The organism is Streptomyces sp. SID13031 (assembly GCF_010548305.1).
GTDB lineage: Bacteria > Actinomycetota > Actinomycetes > Propionibacteriales > Kribbellaceae > Kribbella.
The window spans coordinates 148040-173622 of record NZ_JAAGLV010000016.1 but is presented as its reverse complement, the minus strand read 5'-3'; the positions used below and the strand labels follow the sequence as shown (position 1 = coordinate 173622).

General features: G+C 67.6%; 22 protein-coding genes and 1 pseudogene. 13 read left to right on the top strand and 10 right to left on the bottom strand.

Annotated features, from left to right (window positions below; genetic code table 11):
- Window positions 1–4: 4 nt before the first annotated feature.
- From G3I17_RS28975 to G3I17_RS28965, 3 genes are read left to right on the top strand one after another with little or no spacing between them, the layout of a single operon-like run.
- Window positions 5–2326, top strand: coding sequence for a glycosyltransferase (locus tag G3I17_RS28975; protein ID WP_164600774.1), 2322 nt, complete (start codon window positions 5–7; stop codon window positions 2324–2326).
- The gene (locus tag G3I17_RS28970; RefSeq protein ID WP_164600773.1) at window positions 2326–3156 is read left to right on the top strand and encodes a hypothetical protein; all 831 of its coding nucleotides are present in this window, start codon (window positions 2326–2328) and stop codon (window positions 3154–3156) included. Before G3I17_RS28975 ends, G3I17_RS28970 begins: the two co-directional genes overlap by 1 nt.
- Window positions 3149–4927 (top strand): hypothetical protein, encoded by a 1779-nt coding sequence (locus G3I17_RS28965; protein ID WP_164600772.1) that lies wholly within the window; start codon window positions 3149–3151, stop codon window positions 4925–4927. The genes G3I17_RS28970 and G3I17_RS28965 overlap by 8 nt, the downstream gene beginning before the upstream one ends.
- A 66-nt stretch (window positions 4928–4993) precedes the next feature.
- On the opposite strand, the gene G3I17_RS28960 is transcribed toward G3I17_RS28965, so the two are convergent.
- Complete coding sequence (locus tag G3I17_RS28960) at window positions 4994–6478, bottom strand: class I SAM-dependent methyltransferase (protein ID WP_164600771.1); 1485 nt, start codon at window positions 6476–6478, stop codon at window positions 4994–4996.
- Window position 6479: 1 nt separating this feature from the next.
- A complete protein-coding gene (locus G3I17_RS28955) occupies window positions 6480–7451 on the bottom strand; it encodes a glycosyltransferase family 2 protein (RefSeq protein WP_164600770.1) in 972 nt (323 codons plus the stop codon).
- 55 nt (window positions 7452–7506) lie between these two features.
- Here G3I17_RS28955 and G3I17_RS28950 point away from each other — a divergent pair, with 55 nt between their 5' ends.
- Together G3I17_RS28950 and G3I17_RS28945 are read left to right on the top strand one after the other, a co-directional pair.
- A complete protein-coding gene (locus G3I17_RS28950; RefSeq protein ID WP_164600769.1) occupies window positions 7507–8067 on the top strand; it encodes a MarR family winged helix-turn-helix transcriptional regulator in 561 nt (186 codons plus the stop codon).
- Window positions 8064–8543: a hypothetical protein gene (locus tag G3I17_RS28945; RefSeq protein ID WP_164600768.1), complete on the top strand. Its 480-nt coding sequence runs from the start codon at window positions 8064–8066 to the stop codon at window positions 8541–8543. The genes G3I17_RS28950 and G3I17_RS28945 overlap by 4 nt, the downstream gene beginning before the upstream one ends.
- Here the strand turns inward: G3I17_RS28945 and pseI are convergent.
- Together pseI and G3I17_RS28935 are read right to left on the bottom strand one after the other, a co-directional pair.
- Window positions 8524–9582, bottom strand: coding sequence for a pseudaminic acid synthase (gene pseI / locus G3I17_RS28940; protein ID WP_164600767.1), 1059 nt, complete (start codon window positions 9580–9582; stop codon window positions 8524–8526). The genes G3I17_RS28945 and pseI overlap by 20 nt on opposite strands.
- Window positions 9579–10091, bottom strand: coding sequence for a GNAT family N-acetyltransferase (locus G3I17_RS28935; protein ID WP_164600766.1), 513 nt, complete (start codon window positions 10089–10091; stop codon window positions 9579–9581). Before G3I17_RS28935 ends, pseI begins: the two co-directional genes overlap by 4 nt.
- Window positions 10092–10177: 86 nt before the next feature.
- Here G3I17_RS28935 and G3I17_RS28930 point away from each other — a divergent pair.
- Window positions 10178–11404, top strand: a pseudogene (locus tag G3I17_RS28930) (family 10 glycosylhydrolase); the annotation flags it as partial.
- A 586-nt stretch (window positions 11405–11990) separates the two neighbouring features.
- On the opposite strand, the gene G3I17_RS28925 reads toward G3I17_RS28930, so the two are convergent.
- A complete protein-coding gene (locus G3I17_RS28925) occupies window positions 11991–14570 on the bottom strand; it encodes a hypothetical protein (protein ID WP_203590902.1) in 2580 nt (859 codons plus the stop codon).
- Window positions 14571–14758: 188 nt separating this feature from the next.
- Between G3I17_RS28925 and G3I17_RS28920 the strand changes: the two genes are divergently transcribed.
- Genes G3I17_RS28920 through G3I17_RS28905 form a run of 4 tightly spaced genes read left to right on the top strand, consistent with a single transcriptional unit; the run spans window position 14759 to window position 17242 of the window.
- The gene (locus G3I17_RS28920) at window positions 14759–14941 is read left to right on the top strand and encodes a hypothetical protein (protein ID WP_164600764.1); all 183 of its coding nucleotides are present in this window, start codon (window positions 14759–14761) and stop codon (window positions 14939–14941) included.
- Window positions 14942–14983: 42 nt separating this feature from the next.
- Entirely contained in the window at window positions 14984–15235 is a 252-nt protein-coding gene (locus G3I17_RS28915) for an acyl carrier protein (protein ID WP_164600763.1), read from the top strand.
- Window positions 15232–16488, top strand: a complete 1257-nt coding sequence (locus G3I17_RS28910) for an AMP-binding protein (protein WP_164600762.1) — start codon at window positions 15232–15234, stop codon at window positions 16486–16488. Before G3I17_RS28915 ends, G3I17_RS28910 begins: the two co-directional genes overlap by 4 nt.
- Complete coding sequence (locus G3I17_RS28905) at window positions 16481–17242, top strand: SDR family NAD(P)-dependent oxidoreductase (protein ID WP_164600761.1); 762 nt, start codon at window positions 16481–16483, stop codon at window positions 17240–17242. The genes G3I17_RS28910 and G3I17_RS28905 overlap by 8 nt, the downstream gene beginning before the upstream one ends.
- A gap of 35 nt (window positions 17243–17277) precedes the next feature.
- Here G3I17_RS28905 and G3I17_RS28900 read toward each other — a convergent pair whose 3' ends face one another.
- Window positions 17278–17562: a hypothetical protein gene (locus G3I17_RS28900; protein ID WP_164600760.1), complete on the bottom strand. Its 285-nt coding sequence runs from the start codon at window positions 17560–17562 to the stop codon at window positions 17278–17280.
- A 205-nt stretch (window positions 17563–17767) separates the two neighbouring features.
- Here G3I17_RS28900 and G3I17_RS42275 point away from each other — a divergent pair, with 205 nt between their 5' ends.
- The gene (locus G3I17_RS42275) at window positions 17768–18976 is read left to right on the top strand and encodes a DUF2786 domain-containing protein (RefSeq protein ID WP_203590901.1); all 1209 of its coding nucleotides are present in this window, start codon (window positions 17768–17770) and stop codon (window positions 18974–18976) included.
- 10 nt (window positions 18977–18986) lie between these two features.
- Window positions 18987–19529: a dTDP-4-dehydrorhamnose 3,5-epimerase family protein gene (locus tag G3I17_RS28890; protein ID WP_164600759.1), complete on the top strand. Its 543-nt coding sequence runs from the start codon at window positions 18987–18989 to the stop codon at window positions 19527–19529.
- On the opposite strand, the gene G3I17_RS28885 is transcribed toward G3I17_RS28890, so the two are convergent.
- Complete coding sequence (locus G3I17_RS28885; protein WP_164600758.1) at window positions 19519–20088, bottom strand: TetR/AcrR family transcriptional regulator; 570 nt, start codon at window positions 20086–20088, stop codon at window positions 19519–19521. The genes G3I17_RS28890 and G3I17_RS28885 overlap by 11 nt on opposite strands.
- A 156-nt stretch (window positions 20089–20244) precedes the next feature.
- On the opposite strand from G3I17_RS28885, the gene G3I17_RS28880 reads away from it, so the two are divergent.
- On the top strand, window positions 20245–21744 hold the full coding sequence (locus tag G3I17_RS28880; protein ID WP_164600757.1) for an MFS transporter: 1500 nt from the start codon (window positions 20245–20247) through the stop codon (window positions 21742–21744).
- Between the two features lie 39 nt (window positions 21745–21783).
- On the opposite strand, the gene G3I17_RS28875 is transcribed toward G3I17_RS28880, so the two are convergent.
- From G3I17_RS28875 to argS, 3 genes are read right to left on the bottom strand one after another with little or no spacing between them, the layout of a single operon-like run.
- A complete protein-coding gene (locus tag G3I17_RS28875) occupies window positions 21784–22761 on the bottom strand; it encodes a GNAT family N-acetyltransferase (RefSeq protein WP_164600756.1) in 978 nt (325 codons plus the stop codon).
- A gap of 49 nt (window positions 22762–22810) precedes the next feature.
- Window positions 22811–23845 carry an alpha/beta hydrolase-fold protein gene (locus G3I17_RS28870; protein ID WP_164600755.1) on the bottom strand — a complete coding sequence of 345 codons (1035 nt, stop codon included), beginning with the start codon at window positions 23843–23845 and terminating at the stop codon, window positions 22811–22813.
- A gap of 13 nt (window positions 23846–23858) precedes the next feature.
- Entirely contained in the window at window positions 23859–25562 is a 1704-nt protein-coding gene (argS, locus tag G3I17_RS28865; protein WP_164600754.1) for an arginine--tRNA ligase, read from the bottom strand.
- Window positions 25563–25583: the final 21 nt, after the last annotated feature.

The following is a 25583-nucleotide window of genomic DNA, read 5'->3' as shown; positions in this document are numbered from 1 at the left end:
AGTTGTGACGCCGCGGCTGAGCGTGGTTGTGCCGTTCTACAACGTCGGGGAGTACATCGGGGACTGCCTCGAGTCGATCGCCCGGCAGACCTACGCCGATTTCGAGGCGATCCTCGTCGACGACGGGTCGCCGGACGGCAGCGCGGCGATCGCGAAGGACTTCTGCGGCCGCGACTCCCGGTTCCGGATCGTCGACCAGCACAACCAGGGGCTCGGGCCGGCCCGCAACACCGGCGTACGGGAAGCCCAGGGCGACTACCTGACCTTCGTCGACAGTGACGACCTGGTCAGCCGGCACGGGTTCGAGCGGCTGGTCCGGACGCTCGACGAGACCGGCTCCTGCCTGGCCGGCGGCAACGCGCGGCGGTTCAACAACAGCGCCGGCGTCCGGCCGTCCTGGATCCACCGGCTGCCGTTCGCCAAGGACCGGATCGCGACGCACGTGATCGAGACGCCAGACCTGATCCTCGACCGGATGGTCTGGAACAAGGTCTACCGGCGCTCCTTCTGGGACGAGCACGGCTACGAGTTCCCGGCGATCCGCTACGAGGACTACCCGGTCACCCTGCAGGCGCATCTGGACGCGGTCACCGTCGACGCCCTCGCCGCACCGGTCTATTACTGGCGCGAGCGCGAGTCGGGTGAGTCGATCACCCAGCAGAAGTTCCAGTTCGGCAACCTGGCCGACCGGGTCACGTCGGCTGAGCTGGTGCTGGACCTGATCGACTCCGGCGAGCCGGGTCTGGGCGAGATCCGGCGGCGGGTGCACTCGCACTTCACCCAGATCGACATGTTGACGTTGATGATGGCTTTCGGCGCCGTTCCGGAGTCGGAGGAGCAGGAGTTGGTGCTGCTCGCCTCGGGATTCCTGAAGCGGCTGGACCGCTCGGTGCTCGCCCGTGCGCACGGCTACGACCGGCTGCAGCACGCTGCGCTGCGAGCCGGCGATGTCGAGCTGCTCCGGCGGCTGTCGCACTTCCGGAACAACGGCGGCCTTCGGGGTGGCGCTCGGGCTCTGTCGAAGCCGGGTCGGCGCAGGCAGTTCGAGCACAACTATCCGGGCGTCGCTGAGGCGAATACGGCGATCCCGCGGTCGCTCTATCAGTTGCCGACGCGGGAGTTGACGCTCGCGACCACCGTCCAGGACGTCGCCTGGCGAGACGGTGGGTTGTCGATCAAGGGCACCGCCGAGATCCGCCACCTCGCGACGGACGCTTCGTCGGCGCTGCGGATCGCGCTGGTCGTCGATGGCGCCGAGACACCGCTCGCCGTACGCCGGTACGACGCGACCGACTCCCATGGCGACCCGGCTCACGTGGGGTTCGAGGTGAACCTCGACAAGCCGCTGATGGCGAAGCTGGCCGCGACGGGAGCGCCGGCGCATTTCGCAGTACGGATGAAGTCTGGAAAGGCCCGGCGGGAAGGCAAGCTGCGTGGGCAGAAGGCGGGCAGCCCCGGTTGGCCGCCTGGCAACTGGATCTGCCCGAGCAGCTGGGTGCAGCCCGGGCCCGGTGCCGATGGAGCGTTCGTACTGCGGCGGATGGTCGACCCTTGCCGGTTGACGTCGGTCGAGCAATACGAGGACGCGCTCGTACTGCGGGGTCGTGTGCCGGCCGCGCTGGACAACCCGCGGCTGCAGTTGACCAGACCGCTGTCCGGCCAGGATCAGGTGTTGTCGGTCGAGCTGTCGAGCGACCAGCGGTTCAGCGTCCGGATCCCTTTCGCGCCGATCATCGCGGAGAAGAACCCGGACGACCCGTTCAGCCAGCGGACCACCTGGGCCTTCCGGATGGTGGGCAGCGACGGAGCCGAGAAGCTGTTGTTGTGGACGGCCGAGGAACAGGCCGCCAACCATCTCGAACAAGGCCGGCTGGTGTCGCTGACCCGCTCGACCGGCGGTTACGTCAACCTGCACGAAGGCCCGGCCCGGCTGGTCGCCGAGCGGGTGGCGGTTGTTGCTGAGAGCAATGAATTGCGGATCAGCGGGCCGTTGACCGACATCACTCACAGCTTCAGCTGGCGGCGGTACCTGGACGACTCGGACGACCACCTGGACGTGGCCTGCCGGAGTAGGTTGTCGGATGGGCACTGGATGGCTTCGGTGAAGCTGCCATCGTTGATCCCTGCCAATCCGGTCGCGCATGCGGTCGATCCGCTGGCAAGTCTGGCGGACTGGGTGCTTTTCGCGGTCTCTGCTGATGGCTCAGCGCAGGCTGTTCAGTGCGAGCCGTTCCTGGCCAGCCGGTTGCCGTTGGTGATCGAGCAGAATGGCCACGTGCTGGGTGTGCGGCCGCACGCCGGCACTCTTCACGTCGAGGTTCGCTGATGCATCACCACAACCACTACTACGGGCAGGCGCACATCCTGGCCCGCTACGCCGGGCTGGACGCCGAGTATCCGCCGCGGCTGCGTGGCTACCTGCAGCACGGATGGAACATCGGCGACGGCTGGAACCCGGTGCACGAGTTCTACGACGGCGCGTGGCGCTTCACGTGGAGCGATGCCCCGCGGCGACGCGGGCACGCGCTCGGGCGGCGGAACTATCACAGCATCGGGGCGCCCTTCCTTTACCTGCTCGACCAGGAGCCTTCGCTGGGCGTTGTGCCGGAGGAGGAACGGGAGGGGACTTTGTGGTTCCTCTTCCACGGCTGGGAGGGCGGCAAGATCGAGGGCGATCACAAGCGCTTGATCGACGAGATCCGCGAGACCGAGCCCGGGCCGGTCACGTTCAGCCTGTACTACACGGAGTACGACCGGCCGGAGATCCGTCGCTCGTACGAGGACGCGGGGTTCCGGGTGGTGTCGTTCGGGCGGCGTGGTTTCGCCTACGAGGGGACGGATCCGAAGTTCCTCTACAAGCAGCTCGCGGAGCTGCGCAAGCACAAGCGGGTGGCGGCGAACCGGTTGTCCACGGCGGTCTTCTACGGGATCGCGGCGGGCTGCGAGCCGGCCGTGTACGGCGATCCGATGGAGATGGCGGGCGAGAACCCGCTCTTCGGCGGCGAGGCGCGGATCGCGCGGCTCTGGCCCGAGCTGCTCGGCAAGGAGATCGACCTGGCGGCCGCGCGGGCGACCACCGATCTGGAACTGGGCGTGCCGTGGATGATGCCGGCGGACGAACTGCGGATGTTGTTCGATTGGAGAGAGCGTGTCTGACAACCAGCTGGCCGTCGAGGTGGTTCGCGGTGAGATGCAGCCGTGGAGCGACTACAACGGCAAGCGTGGGGCTGTCGGGGGTCCGGTGCTCCGGGCCCTGCTGAACGACGTACTGCCTGCTGGGGCACGCACCCTGATCCTCGGCCCCCACACGGCCGACCTCGTCTCTGTCGTGGTGGACAAGGCCTCGTCCGCGACCATGCTCGTCCGCTCGGTCTCGGACGCGTCTTCCCTGGCCGAACAGTTCCCGGACCTGCAGGTCATCGCAGGCGCACTGGACGGCCTCACCGGTACGACGTACGAAACCGTGGTCGCCGTTGACGGGCTGGACCGCGTCCTGGGCTACGACAGCGACAACCTCACCTGGCCGGAGCGCCTCGACGCATTGGCCGCACTCTGCACCCCATCGACGGTCCTGGTGCTGGCCCTGGAGAACGAGTTCTCCCTGACCAGCCTGCTGGACCGCAGGCCCCCCTCGGACCGCCACGGCGACGACGACTGGCGCCCCCTCCACGACGACCCGGCCCGCCCGGTCTCCGCCGTCCAACTAGCCTCCGAACTGGCCCGAGTCGGCCTGCCGCTGCAAACCGTCTATTCCTCCTTCGAGGACAAGACGTTGCTGGCAGTGGATGTAGCCGCAGTTGCCCGTCCTGGCTCGTTGCCTGCCCGCCTGGCCGCCGAGGCGTTGGAGACCGCTGACGTCCCGCTCCTGGCACCCATCGCCGACAGGACGGAATCAGCAGCCCGGGCGGGCCTCCTGGCCTCAACCGCAACTGGCTGGCTCGCCATCACCGGCGCCTCCCCCCAAGGCGCGATCTACACCAAGACCGGCCCCGCCGTCCTGACGGCCACGGCAACCACCGAAGGCTGGTCAATCACCGCCACCAACCCCCCAGCCACCTCCAGCACACCCGCTGCCTCCGGCACCGCGGGTGCCTCCGGCACGCACGGCGGCCACGGTGTCCTTGGTACGCACAGCGACGGCCTCGACTCGGCCCCCGCCTTCCCTTCAGTCCGTGATGTCTTCTTTGACGTTTCTGCTGTTCCTTCTGTCGTCTCTGGGGCGAGTAGCGTCGAGACGGTGCTTTTCCGGTTGGCGGCGGCTGAGGATGTGCCGGCTTTCCGGGCGCTTGCTGGGAGGCTTGGGGAGTGGGCGCTTGCGCAGACCGGGCAGGTGATCCTGCGGTGGGACGACATCACTCTCGACGGCGACACCTTTGGTTTCGGAGTCTCGGGATGGGTGGCTGAGGCCGACCGCGCCGACCTGCTCGCAGCCGCTTGGCAGCGGTTCCATGACCGGCTGATCGGCAACCACCGTCGCCACCCCTGGCCGCCGTGGATGATCGGTGACGACCTCGTCTCCGCCTGGCTGGCGATGTCCGGTGCGCCGACAGATGTTGCTCGGGGCAAGGAATTGGCGGCCGCGCTGGCGGTTGCGCTGGGGACCGGGGAGACGCAGCAGCCCGACGTACGGACTGCTCTTGCTGATGCTGAGCGGGCCAAGCAGGAGCTGTTCGAGCTGCAAGGGCACGTATTCGGGCTGGAGCGCACGCTCGGGTTCCGGGACAAGGCGCTCAAGACGCGGGAGACGCGGCTGCGCGAGATGCGGCTTCAGGTGCAGAAGACCAACGCCGAGCGCACCCGCTTCCGCAACTCCCGCGCGTTCGCCGCAGCCACCCTGATCCGCAAGGCGGCGCTGATCCGCAACCCCCGCAAATTCGCCTACAAGGTCAAACGCCGCCTCCGAAAGAAGCTCGGCAACCGCTTCTAGCTCCTTACGTCCGAAGAACTCGAGGGACGTGGTAGGCACTTCTTCGGACGTAAGGGCTTGGGGCGGCTAGCGGCGGGCGATCAGCAGTTGGTGCGTGTCCGGCCAGTCGACGGCCTCGCCGGTGAGCGTGCTGAGTGACGCCACCGGAGCAATCCGGTTGCTGATCACCCAGTCGTTGCGGAACGCCTTCGACGCCGGGTCGATGGTGAAACCGGCCCGCTGAGCGACCTCCGACCAGCCGGCGAAGTTCAGCCCGCAGAACTGCTCGTGCGTCTCGCTCAACCAGTTGTCGACATAGTCCTTGCGGGTCAGGAAGTCCATCGCGTCCGCCAGCCGGAGCACCAGCTTGCCGTGGCGCTCGGAGTACTCGAACGGTACCGACGCATTCCGCCGGAAGTCCTGCGCGAACTGGAAGAACCGCGCCCTCGTCGACAACTGGGAGATGTACGCCGCCGGCTCCGCCAACGCCTCCAGCTCAGTCGGCGCGGCAGGGTTTTCGCCATCGCTGTCATCCAGAGCCAGTACTACGCTCCGCTCCGGCTCGCCCGGCCCGCAGACATCCGAGTTGACCCAGACCCCACCCGGCGCCGTGTGCGCGAAGAGCGCCTCCGCGAACCGCTGCACGGTGGCCGGCCGCGACCCACCGGCGTACGACCAGATCTCGTGCGTCAACGCCAGCGTGAGCGTGGTGTCGATCGACCGTGCCGGGAAGACGGCTGAGCCGAGCATGTTGCGCTGATAGAAGTAGACGTTCGGGTTGTGGAAGAGTCCCTGCTCCTTCTTGTGCACGCACTCGGCATACAGATGCCGCGCGACCTCCACTCCGATCAGATCCGACTCGTGGAACCGCGGATCCGCATCGACCAGCTGCAGCGTCGCACCCGTCGCGCAACCGATGTCGAGAATCCGCCCGGGCCGGACGAAATCCTTGATCTGCCGCCATTTCCGGTCGGCCGCTGTCTCGAAGGCATCCGCGTAGGTCTTGTAGTCGCGCGTCGTGGTCAACCCGCCATCGTCCCCGACCACCGGATCGTTGACGCAGCGCCGGATCTGCGCATCGAGGTGGTACCGGTCGAAGACGTCGACGGTCGCGGGATGCGCGAGCCGCCGCCACTCGTCATTGCCTTCAGCAACCATCAGCAGTACGTCCCAAGGCCGGTGCTGATCCTCGGGCTCGACCCCGATCACCTGGTAGCCCAGTTGCTCGTACAGCTTGGCGACCTCAGGTGTGGAGCACGCGACGACGGTGTTGCCCGGATCGAGTTGGACCTGGTCGTCCGTCCCCGCCTCGACCGCCTTGATCGTGACGTCGGCGAAGTCGTCGGTCGGGGGCGTGTCGACCACGCCGATCACCAGCGACCGGATCCCGACCGCCACGCTGAGCCGCTCGATCGCGGCCTCGCGCCGGTCGAAGGGCACCGGGTTGCGCTTGGTCGTGTGGTGGTTGGCCGACGTCACCGCCCAGACGATCGTCGCGTCGTACCGGCGCAGGAACTCCGCCTGGAAGCGCGTCAGCACGTGGTGCCGCCCGGGGAACAGCAGGTACTCCATGTCAGTCGGCCTCACGCTGGATGTCGGGCTCGCTCTTGATGTCGGGGTGGGCGTCCACATCGGTCCGCTCGCGGATCACGTACGTCGGCCGGCCCATCGACCCCGAGTGCAACCGCCCGACGTACTCACCCAGGACGCCGAGCGCGAGCATCTGCGCGCCGGAGAACAACGCGACCATCGACGCGATCGTCGTGAACCCGGCCACCGTCGTCGCGCCCGTCACGTACTTGACGATGATCACGCCGAAAAGCCCGACGCCGAACACCGCGCAGATGAACCCGAGGTACCCGACCAGCCGCAGCGGCTCCACGGAGTACCCGGTGATCAGCGTCAGCGCGTGCTTCATCAGCATCCAGGTCGTGTAGTTCGACTGCCCGGCCCCGCGCGGCTCCATCCGTACTGTCGTCTGAGCGATCCGCGTCGTCGACCACGACAAGGCCACGTCCACCGAAGCATGCGGCCCGTCCAGCCCGTCGAACCCGTCCCGCAGGAAGGTCCGGAAAGCCCGGAACGCGCTGATCGACCGCGCGTCCCGCACCGCCATCGCGGACGCCAGCGCCCCCTTCACCAGCCGCGACGAGAAGCTCCGCGCGAACCCGTGCTCCTCCTCGGCCGGTACGCCGTACACGAGGTCGACGTCATCCGTCAGCGCCCGCAACAGCACCGGCACCTGATCGGCGGGGTGCTGCAGATCGTCATCCATCGTGACGACCACTTCGTACCGCGCGTTCCGCACGCCGGCGATCAGCGCATTGTGCTGCCCGTAGTTCCGCGCGAGCCGCATCGCCCTGACATCGGCGTACTTGTTCGCCAACTCACTCGCGACCTGCCAGGTGTCATCCGGACTCCCGTCCACCACCAGCACGATCTCGAACCCGGACGTCGCCCCCGGCAGAACCTCGGTGAGGGCCTCGACCAGTCGGGGCAGCGTCCCGGCCGACCGGTAACACGGCACGACCACTGAAACGAGCACTGCCCACCCTTTCCGGAGGAGATCCCGGCGAACCGCCAAAGGGATTGTCCCACCGATGCCGCTCTGGCCGGGTATCAGCGCGCGATGGTATCATTCCTTCATGGAACGAACGGATGCGGCAGTTGAGCTGGCGGGAGTCGTCGTCGGGTTCGTGGGGGCGGCTCAGCGGGGGATGACTGCCAACTTCGATCTGGCACGGGTGTCGGTGTTGACTGCGGTGGCCGCTGAGGGGCCGTTGAGGCCTCGGGAGGTCGGCAAGCGGGTGGGGATGGCGCCCTCGTCGGTGACGCGGCATGTGCAGGCGCTTGAGGATGCCGGGCAGTTGAGTGTTGAGCCCGATCCCGAGGATCACCGGACCTGTTTGCTCGAGGTGACCGAAGCCGGACGTGGTGAGCTGGCCACTTTGCGGGCAGTGGGGGGAGCTGTCCTGGGCGAGGTGGTCGCGGACTGGTCGCAGAAGGACATCAGCACCTTGTCGAGCCTGTTGCAGCGCCTTCTCGTCGACTGGGAGGAGCGGGGCGAGCAGGCCCGCGGCAAACCGGCACCCGACCGTCGTCCGCGCTGGCGCCATCCGGTTCCGGGCCAAGAGAAGAACGAGCGGAAGGATCGACGATGAACGAGCTGCCCCGCAGTCTGAAACTGGTCCAGCGTGCGGTCGGGGTGGTGATCCTGGTGCATCTGGTCGCGCTGATTCTGCTGCTGACGCATCGTGACGTCATCCATGGCACCGTGCTCGCGGACAACCCCGGCTGGTCCGCGGATCAGGTCGACGATCAGACGCACAGCTTGGTGCTGCAGTCGGCGATCCCGCACGTACTGATCCCGCTGTTGCTCGCATTCCGGGCCAAGGCGCTGAAGTCTCGCAAGTCGCGCACCCGGATCTTCTTGACCGTCCTGCTGGGAATCCAGCTGCTCGCCCATGCGAGCCTGCCCATCACTCTGCACGAGCTGCCGGGCTACGGCGCCGCGGTGATCGCAGTACAGGCGGTCTCGCTGGTCTTCGAGCTCTCCGCGCTTTGGTTGCTCTGGGCAACCGAAGACTCGCGGGCCTGGTTCGTCCGCGCGACTCCTGTTACAGGACTTCCCAGGTGAGCGGGGTTCCGGCCGGTACGTCGGTGCGGAACGGCCGGCCTTCGACCGTGGAGTAGGCGTCTGGCTGGAGTCCGCCGGCCGGGCGGATCGAGCGGACGTTGTCGGGGGCGACCTTCTCGCCGGCCTTGACGTCACGGGTGACGTAGAGGGAGCGGCGGAAGCGCAGGACGTTCTGTTCGGCCTGCTTCGGGCCGATCACCGGCTCGCCCAAGGCCTCGTGCGCGATGGTGGTGCCTTCGACCAGGGCTCTGACCTCGTGCGGCTCCAGCGAGAACGCCGAGTCCACGCCGCCGTCGTCGCGGGAGAGGGTTACGTGCTTCTCGATCACGGTGGCGCCGAGGGCGACCGCGGCGATCGAGGCACCGATGCCCATCGTGTGGTCGGACAGGCCGACCTGGACGCCGAGCGCGTCACGTAGTACCGGGATTCCGCGCAGGTTCGACTGATTGGCAGGGGCCGGGTAGCTCGCCGTGCAGGAAAGTACGACGAGCTGCTCGTTGCCGGTCGAGCGGGCCGCGCGGACGGCGGCGTCGATATCGGTCAGCGTCGCCGAACCGGTCGAGATGATGACCGGCTTCCCGGTCGCCGCCATCGCGCGGACCAGCGGCAGGTCGCCGATCTCGTTCGACGCGACCTTGTAGCCCGGGACGCCCAGCTTCTCCAGCAACTCGATCGCGGTCAGGTCGAACGGCGACGCGAACGCGACCATGCCGAGCGAGTTCGCCAGCTCGAACAGCGGCTCGAACCAGGCCCACGGCGTGTGCGCCTCCTCGTACAGCTCGTGCAGGTGCCGGTCGGCCCACAGCTTGTGGTCGCCAGGTAGCCGGAACGCGGGCAGGTCGACGTCGAGCGTCATCGTGTCCGCGGTGTAGGCCTGCAGCTTCAGGGCCTGGACGCCGGTGTCGCCCATCGCGCGGACGATCTCCTTGGCGCGTTCGAAGTCGCCGTTGTGGTTGCCCGACATCTCAGCGATCACGAAGGGCCGGTGCTCGGGGCCGATCGGGACGCTGCCGAAGTCGATCGTCCTGGTCGCGCTCATCTGGGCTCCTTCGGCTTGCGGCGGTTTTCCCTGGCCAGCTTGATCGGCAACACGGTGAGGTCGCGCCCATCGGCGTACCGGAGCTCCGGCTCGCCCTCGACGAAACGGAAGCGCCGGTTCATCTGCCGTACTGCGGTGTTGTGCTCGAGCACCTCGCCGGTCAGCTCGTCGAGGCCGAGGGTGTCGAAGGCGTAGCCGGTGGCTTCCTTCATCACCTCGATCCACGCGGGCAGCGTCTCGCCGGTCTCGGCCAGGCCGTCGGCGTCGAGGAAGAATCCCCAGCTGCCGGTAGTACGGGTGAGGTCGAAGAAGTTGACCACTCCGGCGGTCCGGCCGTCGCGTTCGTAGATCAGCACCCGGCGGGCTGGGTCGACGCTCGCCTTGGCCCACCAGCCCGCGTGCTCCTCGGCGGAGATCTCGTGCGTGGTGATGCTGACGTCGCGGTTGGCCTGCTGGTTGCGCAGGGTCCGGATGGTGTCGACGTCGTCGTCCGTCGCCTGGCGCAGCATGGCCCAACCGTACCGACCTCTTCTGCGCGCGGCCCAACTGTGTAACTATCTTTCGACCTAATCTACGAACTCGGTCGGAGAGTGACATGAGAGTCTGGCGGATCGTGGGTCTTCTCAGCGCGTCAGCCTGCCTGCTGGCCGGTGCCTTCACCGGTACTGCGAGCGCCGCACGACCCGCCGCGGACGCTGCCGTGGTGCCTTCGTCCGGTTGCGCCGCGGATCCGAGTACTCCGCTGCGGCAGTTCCGGGCGAGCTGGGTGGCGTCGGTGGTGAACATCGACTGGCCGTCGCGGACCGGACTGACGGCCGAGCAGCAGAAGGCCGAGTTGCTCACCTGGTTCGACGATGCCGTCCGGCAGCACCACAACGCGGTCATCCTGCAGATCCGGCCGACCGCGGACGCGTTCTGGCCGTCGAAGGTGGAGCCGTGGTCGCAGTACCTGACCGGCACTCAGGGCGGCGACCCCGGCTACGACCCGCTGGCGTTCGCCGTCACCGAGGCGCACAAGCGCAACCTCGAACTGCATGGCTGGTTCAACCCGTACCGGCTCTCGATGGGCACGAACCTCAATGCGCTGATCCCGACGCACCCGGCCCGGCTGCATCCGGAGTGGGTGGTCACCTACGGCGGCAAGCTCTACTACAACCCGGGGATCCCGGCGGCTCGTAAGCTGGTCGAGGACGCGATCATGGACGCCGTCTCGAACTACGACCTCGATGGTGTGCACTTCGACGACTACTTCTACCCGTATCCGGTGGCGGGCCAAGTGTTCGACGACGCGGCCACCTATGCGCAGTACGGGGCAGGCTTCCCGACTGTGGCCGAGTGGCGGCGGAACAACATCAACCTGTTGATCCAGGAGCTCCAGCACCGGATCAAGGCGGCCAAGCCGTGGGTGAAGTTCGGCATCTCGCCCTTCGCCGTCTGGCGGAACAAGGGGACCGACCCGCTCGGCTCTGACACCACTGCGGGCGTGCAGACGTACGACGATCTCGCTGCGGACACCCGACGTTGGGTACGCGAGGAGTGGATCGACTACATCGTGCCGCAGGTCTACTGGGCTGGTGGGTTCGCTCCGGCCGACTACAACAAGATCGTGCCGTGGTGGGCCGAACAGGTCCGCGGTACCAACGTGCATCTCTACATCGGTCAGGCGACCTACAAGGTCGGTACGTCGACGCAGTCGCCCGACTGGTCGGATCCGGCGGAGTTGAGCGACCACCTGGCCTTCAACACCACGATCCCCGAGGTCAAGGGCGACATCTTCTTCTCTGCCAAGGATGTACGCGCTGACCGGCTCGGTGCGACCAGCCTGCTCAACAGCACCTGGTACACGCGGCCGGCGCTCGTACCGGCGATGCCGTCGCTCGACTCGCGTGCGCCGCTGCCGGTCCACGCACTGCGCGCTTCCCGGGCGGGCGATGGCGTGCGGTTGCAGTGGAAGCCCACCTCGGCCGACACCACGTCGTACGCGATCTACCGCCGAGACCTAACCGCCGGCGACTGGTGCCCCGACAACGACGCCCGCAACCTCCTAACCACCCAACGCACCACCACCTTCACCGACACCACCGCAGTGAAGGGCCACCACTACCTGTACTCGGTAACAGCCCTGGACCGCGCGTCGAACCAGAGCCTCCCGCTCCCAGCGATCGCCTGACGCCCGACCTATCGCGAGACGTCTGAGGGGTCAACCCCTCAGACGGTGGGTTGCCACGTCGGGATCTGGCGGGGCAACCCACCGATTGCGGGGTTGACCCCTCAGACGCGCTTGGCGAGGACGGGCCCCGCCGGGCGAGGTCGGGCGTCAGAGCCGTCCTTCCGCTCCCGCAACCGGAGGGGTGAACCGCCGAAATAGCGTGCAGGCGGTGGGCTGGAAACTGCCGCTGGTCGGTGGGCTACGGGGTGGAGCTGGAGGACGGGAATCCACCGGGCGTCTGCGAGGACGGGAACCCACTGGGCGTCTGCGAGGACGGGAACCCACTGGGCGTCTGCGAGGACGGGAACCCACTGGGCGTCTGCGACGACGGGAACCCGCTGGGTGTCTGGCTCGGGAAACCGGATGGTGTCTGGGACGGAGAACCACTCGGTGTCTGTGACACACACGGCGAAGGCGTCTGAGTAGGCGTCTGCGTCGGAGAACCGCTCGGTGTCTGCGTCGGGAACCCACTGGGTGTTTGCGTCGGGAAACCGGATGGTGTCTGGGTGGGGAAGTTTGGGGTCTGGGACGGGAAGCCGCTTGGAGTCTGTGACGGCGTGGTGGTCGGACAGGGGGATTGGGAGGGGAACGGGCCGGCGGTCGGTGGTGGGTAGAGCTGGTAGACGCGGACTGTGCCGTAGTGGAAGCGCAACTCCGCCAAGCGTTCCAGGGCCTCCGGTGGTGTCCCGACTCGCTCGTCTGCCAGCAGCCACTGCACTCCGTACTGCGTGCGCAGCGTCTCCAGTACTTCCCTGGTCGGCGCGGTGAAAGCCTCGTCGTTGAGCCGTAGCCGCTCGGGATTCCAGAAGGCCCCTTGGGTCTTCTCGTCACCCGCATAGCTGTCGTCGACCCGCTGGGTGAAGGCCCAGCCCTCCACCAGCACCCGCCGCTCGGCGTACCCGGCGAGCCAGTAGGACCCGGTGAGGCAGCGATCCGCCCCCGCCTGGCGGCAGTGGATGTTCGTGGCGATCAGATCGTCGGGTCCCGAGTTCCGCCGGATGAAGCGGGCTGCCTCGATCCCACCCGGTGCGATCGACTCGTACGCCGTCAGCGCGGGCGCGGCGAACTCCTTCAGCGACCCCAGCGTCGGCGACACCGTCAACCCGAGCACCACCGAGACTGCGAGCACCGCCCACAACTGCCGCTTCAAGCGCAACAACAACCCAAGGGCGCCAACGCCGATGACAGCGATGACCAGGGCGACCACCATCGGCTGCGCGAAGCAGTTCGCGCTGGTACACGAGTCTTCCGAGCGGTAGCGACCCCAGTAGATCGCCGCGGCTCCGATCAGCAGTGCCGGCGCGGCGACGTAGTACTGCTTGCGGTCGAGTGACCCCAGACCCCAGGTCGCGAGCAGGACGCCGTAGATGAAGCCGGTGCGGACGAAGAAGACCTGTGTCTGACCACTGTCGTACAGCAGGCCGGCAGCAATGACCGAGCTGACCAGGCTGACCAGCAGCAACAGCACCATCGGATCGCGAGGCAGTCGCCGCCGGATGAGCAGAGCACCGACCGCCGGCAGCAGCCAGCCGATCACCACCACTACTGCGATCACCACCAAGGCAGCAGTGGTGTGGAGTGCGGTCATCACGTCCATCATGTGCCGGAAGGTCCGGGCCGGATGGAACTCGACGTTGGACTCCTTGCCGCGCAGTACGACGAGGAAGGTGAACCCATAGCAAGCGGCGACGCCCACCCCGAGCACCAGGCCGCGCAGGTTGAGGCGACGGGCCTGCACGGTGAGGTAGCCCCAGGCGGCGACCAGCCCAACGGCGTACACGGGGAGTGCGGACGCCTTGGTCGCGGAGACGGCAGCGATGAGTACGGCGGCCGCTACCAGCATGCCGATGACCTGTGCACGCGTCTGCGTGGGCTTCCGGCGGAGCAACAGTGCAGTGACGGCTATCAGCGGCAGCACCAGCACGGTGGAGAACGCCTGCGAGGGGTTGGTCAGCTGGACCATCGAGAACGGGCTGTCATTGAACAACCGCGCATCGACGGCCCACGGCCAGCCTGAGAGATCCCCAGCGGCCACTGTGAGCCCAGCGGCGATCGGAGCCGCCACTGCACGACCGGTCAGTACTACGCCGACGGCTGCCGCGCCGAGGACCGTCAGGAGGAGGAAGGCGAAGGGCGCCATCCGCTGCGTCAGTACGTCGAGCTCGACACTCGTGATCCAGTGCGCCGACGCCAGGTGGTCGTAGACGGCGAAGTGGCTGGTCAGCGGTCTGCCGGAGGCGTAGGGGATCTCCGGCGGGAAGTGATGGGTCAGCTCAGCGGCCAGTGACAGATTGCGGGCCGCGTCGGAGTCCGAGCGCAGCGCCGCCGGCCCGTCGACGGGGATGAGCTGCGAGCCGACCCGGACGAACCAGGCCGCGACCACACCGACGGCGACCATCACGCCGGCCATCGCCCACCAGGGCGTCGGTTTCACCGGCAGCTTGCTTCGCGGCACCGCGCGGTAGACGCCCACCGCGAGCGCCGGCATCACCAGGGCCGCCAGCGGGATGTCGAAGTACCGGCCGATCGGGTAGATCAGCGCCTCGACCGCCAGCCCGAACGACGTCCCGAGCGCGGCGTCGACGGTGAACCAGCCGGTACCACCGGTCAGCCGGCGCCAGAACAGCGTGCCAGGGACCGCGATCACGACCAGCAGGTAGCCCAGGTACGCGCCGGACATCCACGGCGCATGGTCCTGCAGCGCGATGAACCAGGCGAGCGGAAGCACGGGCAGGCTCACCATCGAGGCAAGCCCCATCGCCCGTCCTGGTCTCGTCATACCGGTCCTCTCGGTCGCGTCCTTGCACACGGAAGAGAGCCCCGGACGACGAAAAGTTCGCTTGCTGTCACAACTACTGCTGACAAACGGTCACAGTGTATGAGCCGTTTACCAAGTGGGGGCACGCGCCTACACTGAGTAGGCGAACTCTCCCTGGTCCGTCACACAGCGCACGGGAGGTCACGAGCTTGCCTGCCCAGCACATCGCGGGATTGCCGGTCGAGGAGATTCTGCTCGCCGCGATCGCCGCTGCCACCCCGATGATCGCGCTGATCGGCTGGGAGATCCGGGACCGCGTCCGGCGGTTGCGGCAGAAACTTTCCAGCTCCGCCCCGGAAGCAGCCGTCGACCCAGCTCCGGAGGTGCAGTAGACCGTGTCACCGCCCGCACCACAGCCGCTAGGCTCTGTGGTCATGGCTGAGCTGACGCGGGAGCAGATCCGGGACCTGATGGGAGCGGTGCTGAAGGCGCAGGGCAAGACGCTGCCGGCCGACGACGGTGCCGACCTGCGGGAGATCGGCTTCCGCTCGCTGGACTTCTCCGAGCTGGCGCTGCGGGTGGAGGACGAGATCGGGGACGAGCTGAACTTCGACGCTCCCGGTCTGCGCCAGATCGCCAAGGTCGGCGACGTGCTGGACTTCATCGAGCAGCTCCAGTCGGCGTGACCACGCGGCGCCGGTCCACCGCCCTGATCGGGGACGACAACACCGTCGTCGCCGGCGGCAAGACCGTGACGTGGCGAACTCTGCACAAACTGCCGCAGCTGCCGTCACCGGCCGCGGTCCTGGTCGACAACGGCGCGGACGCGCTGGCCGCAGTACGGCATCACGCGGTCCACGGCACCGAACTGCTCGTCGCCACCACTTCGCGGGTCGACCTGAGCATGCGCGAGGAACTCGGCGACTCCGGCTTCGCGATCGTCATCGCCAAAGGTGACGAGCACTCCGTCGAGCCCGCGAAACTCAAGCGGGTGGAGGAATCCGGCCGCGCCTGGCTGCTCACCTCCGGCTCGACCGGCCGCCCGACGCGGATCGGCCATACCCTCGAATCGCTGACCACCGTCACCACCCAGCAGCAGCCGCGGACGTGGCTGCTGCCCTACTCACCAGGCACCTACGCGTGGTGGCAGGTCGTGATGCTCTCGCTGACCCAGGCCGACCAGGGCCTGGTCGTGATCGAGCCGTCCGAGCTGGAGATCTGGCCGTCGATCGCCGCCGAGCACGGCGTCACCGCGGCCTCCGGTACGCCGACCTTCTGGCGCCAGACGATCTACCGCGACACCGAGGCGCTCGCCAAGGTGCCGCTCGAGCAGATCACCCTCGGCGGCGAGCCGGTGGACCAGACGATCCTCGACCGGCTGCGCGAGATCTTCCCGAAGGCGCGCGTCTCCTGGATCTACGCCTCGTCCGAGGTCGGCGCGTCGATCGTCGTCCATGACGGTCAGGCCGGGTTCCCCAAGGCCTGGCTCGATCGCGAGCCCGCCGCCGATGACGAGCGCCCGATCATCTCCGTCGACGGCGACGAGCTGATCATCACGTCGCCGCACCACGGAGCCGGTATGGACGGAGCCGTCCGCACTGGCGACCGGGTCGAGTTCGCCGGCGACCGGGTACTGATCACCGGCCGGCTGGATACCGACGAGATCAACGTCGGGGGCTCGAAGGTGTCGGCGGGCCTGGTCCGCAACGTACTGATCGCCCACCCGGGCGTCGCGTGGGCGCGAGTGTTCGCGCGCAAGGCGCCGCTGGTCGGCAGGATGGTCGCCGCCGAGGTGGTGGCCAACTCGAGCATCGGGCCGATCACCGACGACGATCTGGTCCAGTGGTGTTCCAACCGGTTGCCGGACTACGGCGTACCGCGGCGGATCAAGTTTCTCGACCAGATCCCGCAGAAGGAGACGTTGAAGAGCGATGTCTGACCAGACCGCGGCTCTGCCGTCCTCGGTAGGGCCGTCCTCGGTGGTGCTCGTCTCCGGTGGTTCGCGCGGGCTCGGGCTCGCGATCGTCACCGATCTGCTGGACTCCGGCGTCAAGGTGGCCGCGTTCGCGCGGACCGTGACCGCCGAACTGACGGCGCTGGCGACGAAGTACCCGGAACAGCTGCACGTCGGCTCAGTGGACGTGAACGACGCCAAGGCGACGCAGGTGTTCGTCAAGGAGGTCGAGGAGAAGCTCGGCCCGGTCGACGGCCTGGTGAACAACGCCGCGGTCGGCCAGGACTCCCTGCACGTGCACACGTCGGCCGAGCAGCTCGCGGGCATCATCCAGACCAATCTCACCTCGCCACTCGTGCTGACCCGGTTCGTCCTGCGCCGGATGCTCGCCAAGGGACTGAAGGGCCGGATCGTCAACGTCACCTCGATCTGCGCACAGCGTGGGTATCCGGGGCTCGTCGCGTACTCCGCGACGAAGGGCGGGATGGACGCCGCGACCCGGTCGATGGCTCGCGAACTGGGTGGCCGCGTGCTGGTCAACTCCGTCGCGCCCGGCTTCTTCGCCTCGGAGATGTCGGCGGTGCTCGGCCAGACCCAGCTCGATCAGATCGTCCGGCGGACCCCCACCGGCCACCTGACCGAGCCGGAGGAGGTCGTCCCCGTCGTCCGGATGCTGTTGCTGGAGCAGACCAACGTGAACGGTCAGGTGCTGGTGATCGACGGCGCCGCCTCGAGCTGATCAGAATCCGCGGTGACAGGAGCCTTTGGGGCAGGTCATCGTGCCAGGTACGAGCCGACTCGGGTGGCGTCCTCGAGGACGGGAGCGACCGCGAGGCGGTCGGGGAGGGTGCGCTGGAACTCCTGGAAAGCGGCCAGGTCGGTCACGCCTTCGCCGTCGAAGACATGGACAAAGGTGACTCCGTCGGCGAGGCGGAAGCTGCTGTAGGTCAGGCCTGGCGGGGCTGCGGTCGCCAGCTCGGCGAAGACCTTCTCGATCAGGCGCTGGTTCTCGTCGGCCGCTTCCGGTTTGGTCTGGTAACGGATCACTGCTGCGCTCATGGCTGCTCCTTCGAAGCTTGCTGTCACAACTTAAGACCGCGCGGAACACCGGAACTCATCGCAGAGATGAGTTCGGTACTCCGGCGCTGTCAGTACCAGTGACAGCGAACTTACTGGAGGACCCTCCTCTTGCCGATCGACCGTTATCCACAGGGATGACCGCGCGGCCTGCGGGAGATTGGCTTCGGGTGACAAACTCGTCCGCGTGAGTGATGCCGAGATCCTGTACCTGCTGCCGACGGCGGCCGCTGCCGTCGTGCTCGATGACTGGCGCGCGGACGGTCTGCTGGCCCAACTGGGCGGGCACGACGAATGCGACCAAGGTCAGGTGGATCGGGTCCTGCAGGAGTTCCTGCGGACGCTGGTCCGCTCGGCGTGGGAGCGGGGATGGACTCCGGCCGACGTTGTCCAGCATGCTCGACGTCGGCTGGAGCCTCGCATGGAGCCGTTGCTGCTGGCGGTGGTCGCGTCCGAGCACCGGGCCTACCAGGAGATCGATCCGCGCTGGCTGGATCAGCTGATCGACGTCGGGATCGAGGCGCCGTACGCCGAGTTGCAGTTGACCGCGTGGGCGACAGCTCAGCGACTCGGGCGCTATCTGGCGTTGCATACGGCGCTGACGGTTGCAGGCTTCCTCCAGTCGTTACCTGGGCTCGCCAGGCTGTTCCCGCTGCCCGGTACGCCGGTGCGGGCGCGTGCGGCCGGGTCTGCGGTGCCGAATGACAAGATGCTTGCGCGGATCAGAGCCCTGCTGGCCAAGGCGGAGGCGACGGACTTCCCGGATGAGGCCGAGGCGTTGTCGGGCAAGGCGCAGGAGTTGATGGCCAAGTTCTCGCTGGATCAGGCGTTGGTGGACGCGGATCCCGGGCTGGACCTCCCCGATGACTCCGGCGCCCGGCGGATCTGGGTCGAAACCCCTTATGTATCAGCGAAAGCGCAGCTGGTCGGAGCAGTTGCCTCGGCCAACCGTTGCCGCACGGTCTCGATGGAGCAGCTCGCCGTCGTGACGATTGTCGGCGAGGAGCTCGACCTGCAGTTGACCGAGTTGCTCAGTACTTCGCTGCTGGTGCAGGCGAATCGCGCAATGCTTGCTGCTGGCAAGCATATTGGCCAGCGCGGCGAGTCGCGGACCAGGTCGTTTCGGCAGTCGTTCCTGATGGCTTACGCGCAACGCATCGGTGAACGGTTGCAGGCGACGACGGAGGCGACGCAAGCCGCAGTACCGGCTCTTGATGCTGATCGGTTGCTGCCCGTGCTGGCGAGGCGTGAGGAGCAGGTCGATGCGCTGTTCATCAAGCTGTTCCCGGATACGGTCACGCGGCGTACCAGGATCACGAACGGCGCCGGCTGGGCCGCGGGCCTGACGGCAGCGGATCAAGCCCAGCTGCAGGCGCGTCCTCAGGTCCGCCGATAGGCTGCGGCGCATGCCGAGCGTCAAGCCGACCAGCATCCCCGGCCTTCTGCACATCGAGCTCGACGTGCTCGAGACTCCGCAGGGGTGGTTCAAGGAGAATTTCCACCAGGCGAAGCTGGTGGACCAGGGATTCCCCGAGGTCGAGTTCGTGCAGAACAACCTGGCCTACACGACCGAGGTCGGCATCACCCGCGGGATCCATGCGGAGGCCTGGGATCGGTACATCTCGCCGGCCCTCGGACGGCTCTTCACCGCGATCGTGGATCTGCGGGAGGGTGCGACGTTCGGCCGGCTGGAGACGTTCGAGCTGACGCCAGGGCAGGCGATCTTCCTGCCGGAAGGCTGTGGGCACTCGTTCTGCACGCTCGAGCCGAACACGGTCTACACCTACCTGCTCGCCGCGCACTGGACGCCGGATGCGCCACGGACGGTGCTGAACCTTTTCGATCCGCAGGTCGCGGTGCCGTGGCCGCTGCCCAAGGATCGGATGCAGTATGTCGAGGCTGACGCGACCGCGCCGTACCTGGACGCGGTGACGCCGATCAGGCTTTGAGGCCGGCCAGGACGATCTCGAGCAGCCGGTCGGCCTGGTCGGGAGCCATGTCGCGGCCCATCGTGATGCCGCCGACGAGTCGCAGGACGTCCATCAACTGCAGGTCCTGGCGAACCGAGCCGTCGGCCTTCGCCGCGTCGAGCAGCAGGTCGCCCGCATCCCGGACATTCGTCTTGCAGGCGGTGAAGAACTCTGAGTCCTTGCCCAGCGCGACCGTCAACTCACCGGCCAGGCTCTTCTTCGAGATGCTGTAGCCGACGAAGCTGCGCAGCCAGGCCGCCAGCGCCTCGTACGGCCCGAGCTTCTCGGCGAAGCCGTAGGCGCGGTTGCAGACCGACTGGATCTCGTCGACGTAGACCGCCTCGAGCAGGGCGGTCCGGTTCGGGAAGCGCCGGTACAACGTGCCGATCCCGACGCCGGCCCGGCGGGCGATCTCCTCCAGCGAGGTATCCGTGCCGTGCTCGGCGAACGCCTCCCGCGCGGCGGTGACCAGCAGGTCGTAGTTCCGGGCGGCGTCGGCCCGGGCAGGCCGGGTCGTCGGGAGTGGTGTCGAGGTCATCCGGCCCTCCTTGTCGAGGCGTAGTCGCGTGCACACACAAAGTCGCACGGTAAATCACTTGAAAAGCGGAGGTGGCCTCCGTATGGTAATCCGGAGGAGCACTCCACTTCATTGGAATCCACTCTAGCCCCTTCGGGGTAAGGAGCAAGTCACACTATGTCGGCAACATCCGCAGGCCCGGCCGTCGCCCGAACCGGTCCGCCCGCGCGGCGGCCGGGGGTAGTCCTCGCAGTCATCCTGATTACCCAGTTGATGGTGATCCTCGACGGCACCGTGGTGAACATCGCGATGCCCAAGATCCAGCACGCCCTCGACTTCAGCCCGTCCAGCCTGTCCTGGGTCCAGAACGCCTACGCGCTGGCCTTCGGCGGCCTGCTGCTGCTCGGCGCCCGGGCCGGCGACCTGCTCGGCCGCCGCCGGGTGTTCATCACCGGTATCAGCGTCTTCACTGTCGCATCCCTGCTCGGTGGGCTCGCCCCGTCCGCCGAGCTGCTGCTGGCGGCGCGTGTCCTGCAGGGCATCGGCGGGGCCATCGCGGCTCCGGCGGCCCTGACCCTGCTCATGCTCACGTTCCGCGAAGGCCCGGAACGCATGAAGGCTCTCGGTCTTTACAGTCTGGTCTCCTCCGGCGGCGCGAGCGTCGGCCTGGTCGTGGGCGGCATGCTGACCGACTGGGTCTCCTGGCGCTGGGGGCTGTTCATCAACGTCCCGATCGGTATCGGCCTGGTGTTCGCAGCCAGGCAGGTGCTGTCCGAGACGCCGCCCGAGAAGGGCAAGTTCGACGTCGCCGGCGCGCTGACGTCGACGTTCGGCATCACCTCGATCGTCTTCGGCTTCATCCGCGTCGCCGAGGTCGGCTGGACGTCGGCCGAGGTACTCGGCGCGTTCGCCGCCGGTGTCGTCCTGCTCGCCGCGTTCGTGCTGATCGAGCGCCGGGTGAGCCACCCGATCGTGCCGCTGCGGCTGTTCGGCAACCCCGACCGGGTGGCGGCGTACGCGACCATGCTGCTCGTGATCGGGACGATGTTCGGGATGTTCTTCTTCCTCACGCAGTACCTCCAGGGCGTGCTGAACTTCAGCCCGTTGCAGGCCGGCCTGGCCTTCCTGCCGATGACCGGTCTGCTGTTCACCTCGTCCCGGATCGTGCCGCGGCTACTCGGCCGGATCGACGGCGGCAGGCTGATGATCAGCGGTTCACTGCTGGTCCTGGCCGGCACGTTCTGGCTGACCCGGCTCTCCGAGGACAGCAGCTACCTCAGTGGCGTCGTTGGCCCGCTGGTCCTGTTCGGGTTCGGCGCCGGGATGCTCTTCATCCCGCTGACCGGCCGCGCACTGGCCGGCGTCCAGCCGTCGGATGCAGGTGCCGCGTCCGGCATGCTGAACGTGTTGCAGCAGGTCGGCGGGGCCCTGGGGCTCGGCATCCTGGTCACGATCTTCGGTACTGCGAGCCGCAACTCGGACGCAGCGTCGAGGATCCCCGCCGAGCGGGCTCGCGAGATCCTCACCGACGGCGTCCACGCAGCCTTCGTCGGCTCGGCCGTCTACGCGGCTCTGACGCTGGCCGTCATCGTCCTCAGCGTCCGCCCGTGGATCCGGCGCAAGCAGGTCGTACCGGACGTGGCCGCCGAACCGGTCGTGGTCGACTCCCACGTCTGATCCGGCACCACCTATTGCCTACCGCCTACCGCTTGCCGATCAGGTGAGTGGCAGGCGGTAGGTCGTCCACTTCGTGTGTTGCTGGAAGCCGAGGCGTTCGTAGAGGCTGAGGGCCCCGGTCGGGTTCTGTGTGTCGACGCCCAAGGACGCCCGCTTGAAGCCGGTCTCGGCTGCCTGCGTCATCAGGGCAGACAGCGCCACGGCAGCCAGCCCGCGACCACGGTGCGATCGGACCGTGCCGACCTGCCCCACGTAGACCTCACGGATCCCCGTCACCGCGGTGTCGGCCTCGTACTCGTACCCGATCGCGTAGGCGACGATCTGCTCGCCGTCGAGGACCAGGAACGCCAGTCCGGCGCGGAACGCGCGCGACCCGGTGAACCACACCTTCCAGGTCTCCTCGTCCTTCGGCGTCGAACCCCAGTGGTCCAGGAAGACCTCGTTGTGGGTCAGCCGCAGAGCCTCGTCGTACGCCGGTTCGAAGGACACCAGCCGGAGCCCGTCCGGTAGGCCGACCGCCGGGATCGGGGTGTCGAAGAGGCGCTGCAACGTGAAGGAATACCGGCACTCCTCGAAGCCCAGCCCGGTGAACAGCGCAGCGGCGCCGAGGTTCGTACTGATTGCGTTGACATTGAGCTCTGCGTCGGCGACGTCCGGGTGGTGCTCTTCATGCAGCTCGTGAGCGCGGCTGATCATCCAGGTCAGCAACGCCCGCCCGAGGCCGCGGCGGCGCCAGGTCGCCCGGACTGCGGAGTCGGTGTTGAGCCGGTCCACGTCGACCAGGTTCTTGCGCCAGTAGACGACGCCGTAGGCGACCATCACGCCGTCGATCCACAGACCGACGGTGTCCCGCTCGGCATTCACCTTCGGATCGCTGAGCTCCTCGACCAGATCCTCGGCCTCGTAGTTCTCGCCGTTCTGATCAGCCACCTGTACGTCGTTGAGCAGCGCCGCCCACTCGCTGGCGTCGGTCTTCTCGATCGGCCGGGCCTCGACCCACTCCGGAAACGTCCCCATGCCGAGAACGGTAGAGCCGGCCCGGCGACCCGGCACCCCATTTACCCGATCAGGCAGCCAGCTTCCGGCAGAGCCACTCGACGGCGAGCGGATAGCGATACTCGATCCCGCCGTGGGTTCCCTCGAACAGCTCGAAGGACAAGCGTTCTTCCGGTACTCCGGCCGCCAGCGCGGCACGATGGAAGGCAGTCGCACCGACATCGAGGTAGTACTCGTCCTGCTTGCCCGCGTCGATCCACACGGCACGCATCGACCGCAGCGCCTCGGCGTACCGGGGCTCGGTGGTGACCATGTGCACCGGGTCGCGGCTCAGCCAGCGTTCCCAGACCTCGGGGACGATCCGGCCGAGCTCGTCGTGGGGGATCAGCACGGTCCCGTCCGGCTCGGCCGAGTATGCCGAGGCGCACCCGTACATCTCCAGGAACTCCACATCCTGCCCGGTGAACCGGCCCGGCCGCGTCTCCAGGTCGGCGAAGAACTTCTCGTACGACCCGTCGTACTGGTCCCGCAGCCGCCGGGCCACCAGCGGGAACACGGGCTGGAAACAGACCTCGAACGAGGCATCCCCGGCATGCGTCGCAAGCGCCCCGAAGACGTCCGGGCGCAGCAGCGGAGTCACCATCGCGGCGTACCCGCCACTGGACTTGCCGGTGATCGCGCGATGGTCGCGGTCCGCGATGGTCCGGTACCGTGCGTCGACCCACGGCACGAGCTCGTCGCAGAGATACGAGTGGTACTGCCCGGTTCCCGGCGAGTCGAGGTACTGACTGCCGCCGTACTTCGTCCACGCGTCGACGAACACCACGATCGCCGGCGGCACGTCACCCGTCGCGAACATCGCATCCAGCAACTCCGGATACGGCTGGCGGAACGCGGGCCGGTTGAACCACGTCCCGAGATGCCCGGTGTAGCCGATCGCCACGTAGATCGACGGGTAGCGCTGATCCGATTCGTCGTACCCCGGTGGCAGGTAGACGAGCACCGGCCGCTCGTGCGGATCGCCGAGCGGGTTGCCGCGCAGATACGCGCTGTCGAAGATCGACTGGTCGAGCCGTCCGGCCAGCTCCGTGGACCATGGCAACATCGGCGAGCCCCTCTCACATTGCGTCGGGCGCGCTGATGCCCAGCAAGCCCAGGCCATCGTGCACCACGCGCCGGGTCGCCGCGCACAACGCGATCCGGCTGGCCCGTACTTCTCCTTCGCTGGTCAGTACCGGGCAGGTCTCGTAGAAGGTGGACAACGCTGCGGCAACCTCGAACAAATAGGTGCACAACCGATGCGGCTGGAGGGTCACGGCAACCTGGATGACGGTGTCGCCGAACCCGCTGAGCAGCAAGGCCAGCCGCTGCTCGGCCGGCTGCTCCAGCACAGTCACCAGACCAGGAGTCTCGCCCGCCTTGGAAAGCAACCGGGACAACCGCGCGTGCGCATACTGCAGGTACGGACCGGTGTTGCCGGTCATCGCGACCATCCGGTCGAGGTCGAAGACATAGTCGTTGATCCGGTCGCTCGACAGATCCGCGTACTTGATCGCCCCGATGCCTACCGCCGCCGCGACCGCAGCGCGCGCTCCTTCTTCCAGCGTCTCCCGCTCGTCCAGCAAGGCCTGCGCCCGCGCGGTGGCGCCGTCCAGCAGGGACGCCAATCTGATCGTGTCACCGGCCCTGGTCTTGAACGGTTTCCCGTCCTTCCCCAGGACGGTGCCGAAGGCAACATGTTCTGCGGGGATGGTCGCCGGCAGCCAGCCGGCCGCCCGGCAGAGCGCGAAGATCTGCTGGAAATGCAAGGCCTGCCGATGATCGACGACGTACACGATCCGGTTCGCGTGCAGGTCGTCGACCCGATGCCGGACCGCGGCCAGATCGGTCGCGCTGTACCCGAATCCGCCGTCCGACTTCCGCACGATCACCGGCAGCGGCGACCCGTCCCGCCCGGCGAACCCGGGCAGGAATGCGCACAACGCCCCACCCGATTCCGTCAGCAGCCCGGCAACCGTCAGATCGTCCACAACGGCTTGTAGCCGGTCGTTGTACGCGCTCTCGCCGACCACGTCGGCCCGCGTCAACGGCGACCCGAGCTGCGCATAGATCCGGTCGAACTCGACCAGTGAGACTTCGACCATCTGCCGCCAGATCGCCAGCGTCTCCTCGTCACCCGACTGGAGCAACACCACCCGCGCGCGGGCCAGGTCGCCGAAGTTGCCCTCGGCATCGAAATGCTTCCGGCCCCGCTGGTAGAGCTGCTGCAACCCTTCGATATCGAGGGATTCCACCACCAGGCCCTCGAACAGGACCTGCTCGACCATCATCCCGAACTGGGTACCCCAGTCGCCGACATGGTTCTGCCGGATCACCTCGTACCCGACGGCCCGCAGCACGTTGCACAAGGCATCGCCGATCACCGTCGACCGCAGATGCCCGACGTGCATCTGCTTGGCCACGTTGGGCTGCGAGTAGTCGACCACCACGCGCTCACCCCGCGGCGCGAAGACGACCGGCTCGTTGACGCCGGCCGCGAGGACCGACGGCAGCAGCGTGAGGTTGATGAATCCCGGCCCCGCGATCTGCACGGGCTCGCACAACCCGCTCAGGTCGAGCGCGGCGACCAACTGCTCGGCGACGGCACGCGGCGACTGCCCGAGGGGCTGAGCGAGCCGCAGCGCCAGGTTGGTCTGATAGTGACCGAACTCGGGTCTGGTCGCGGCCCGGAGCTCAGGATCGAGTACGCCGTACTGCGCGCCGAAGGCGGCCGTGACGGCGCTGGACAGTTGGGTGGCAAGGGCAGACAGCACTGCGGACATGGCAGAAGTCCTTGGGAACGA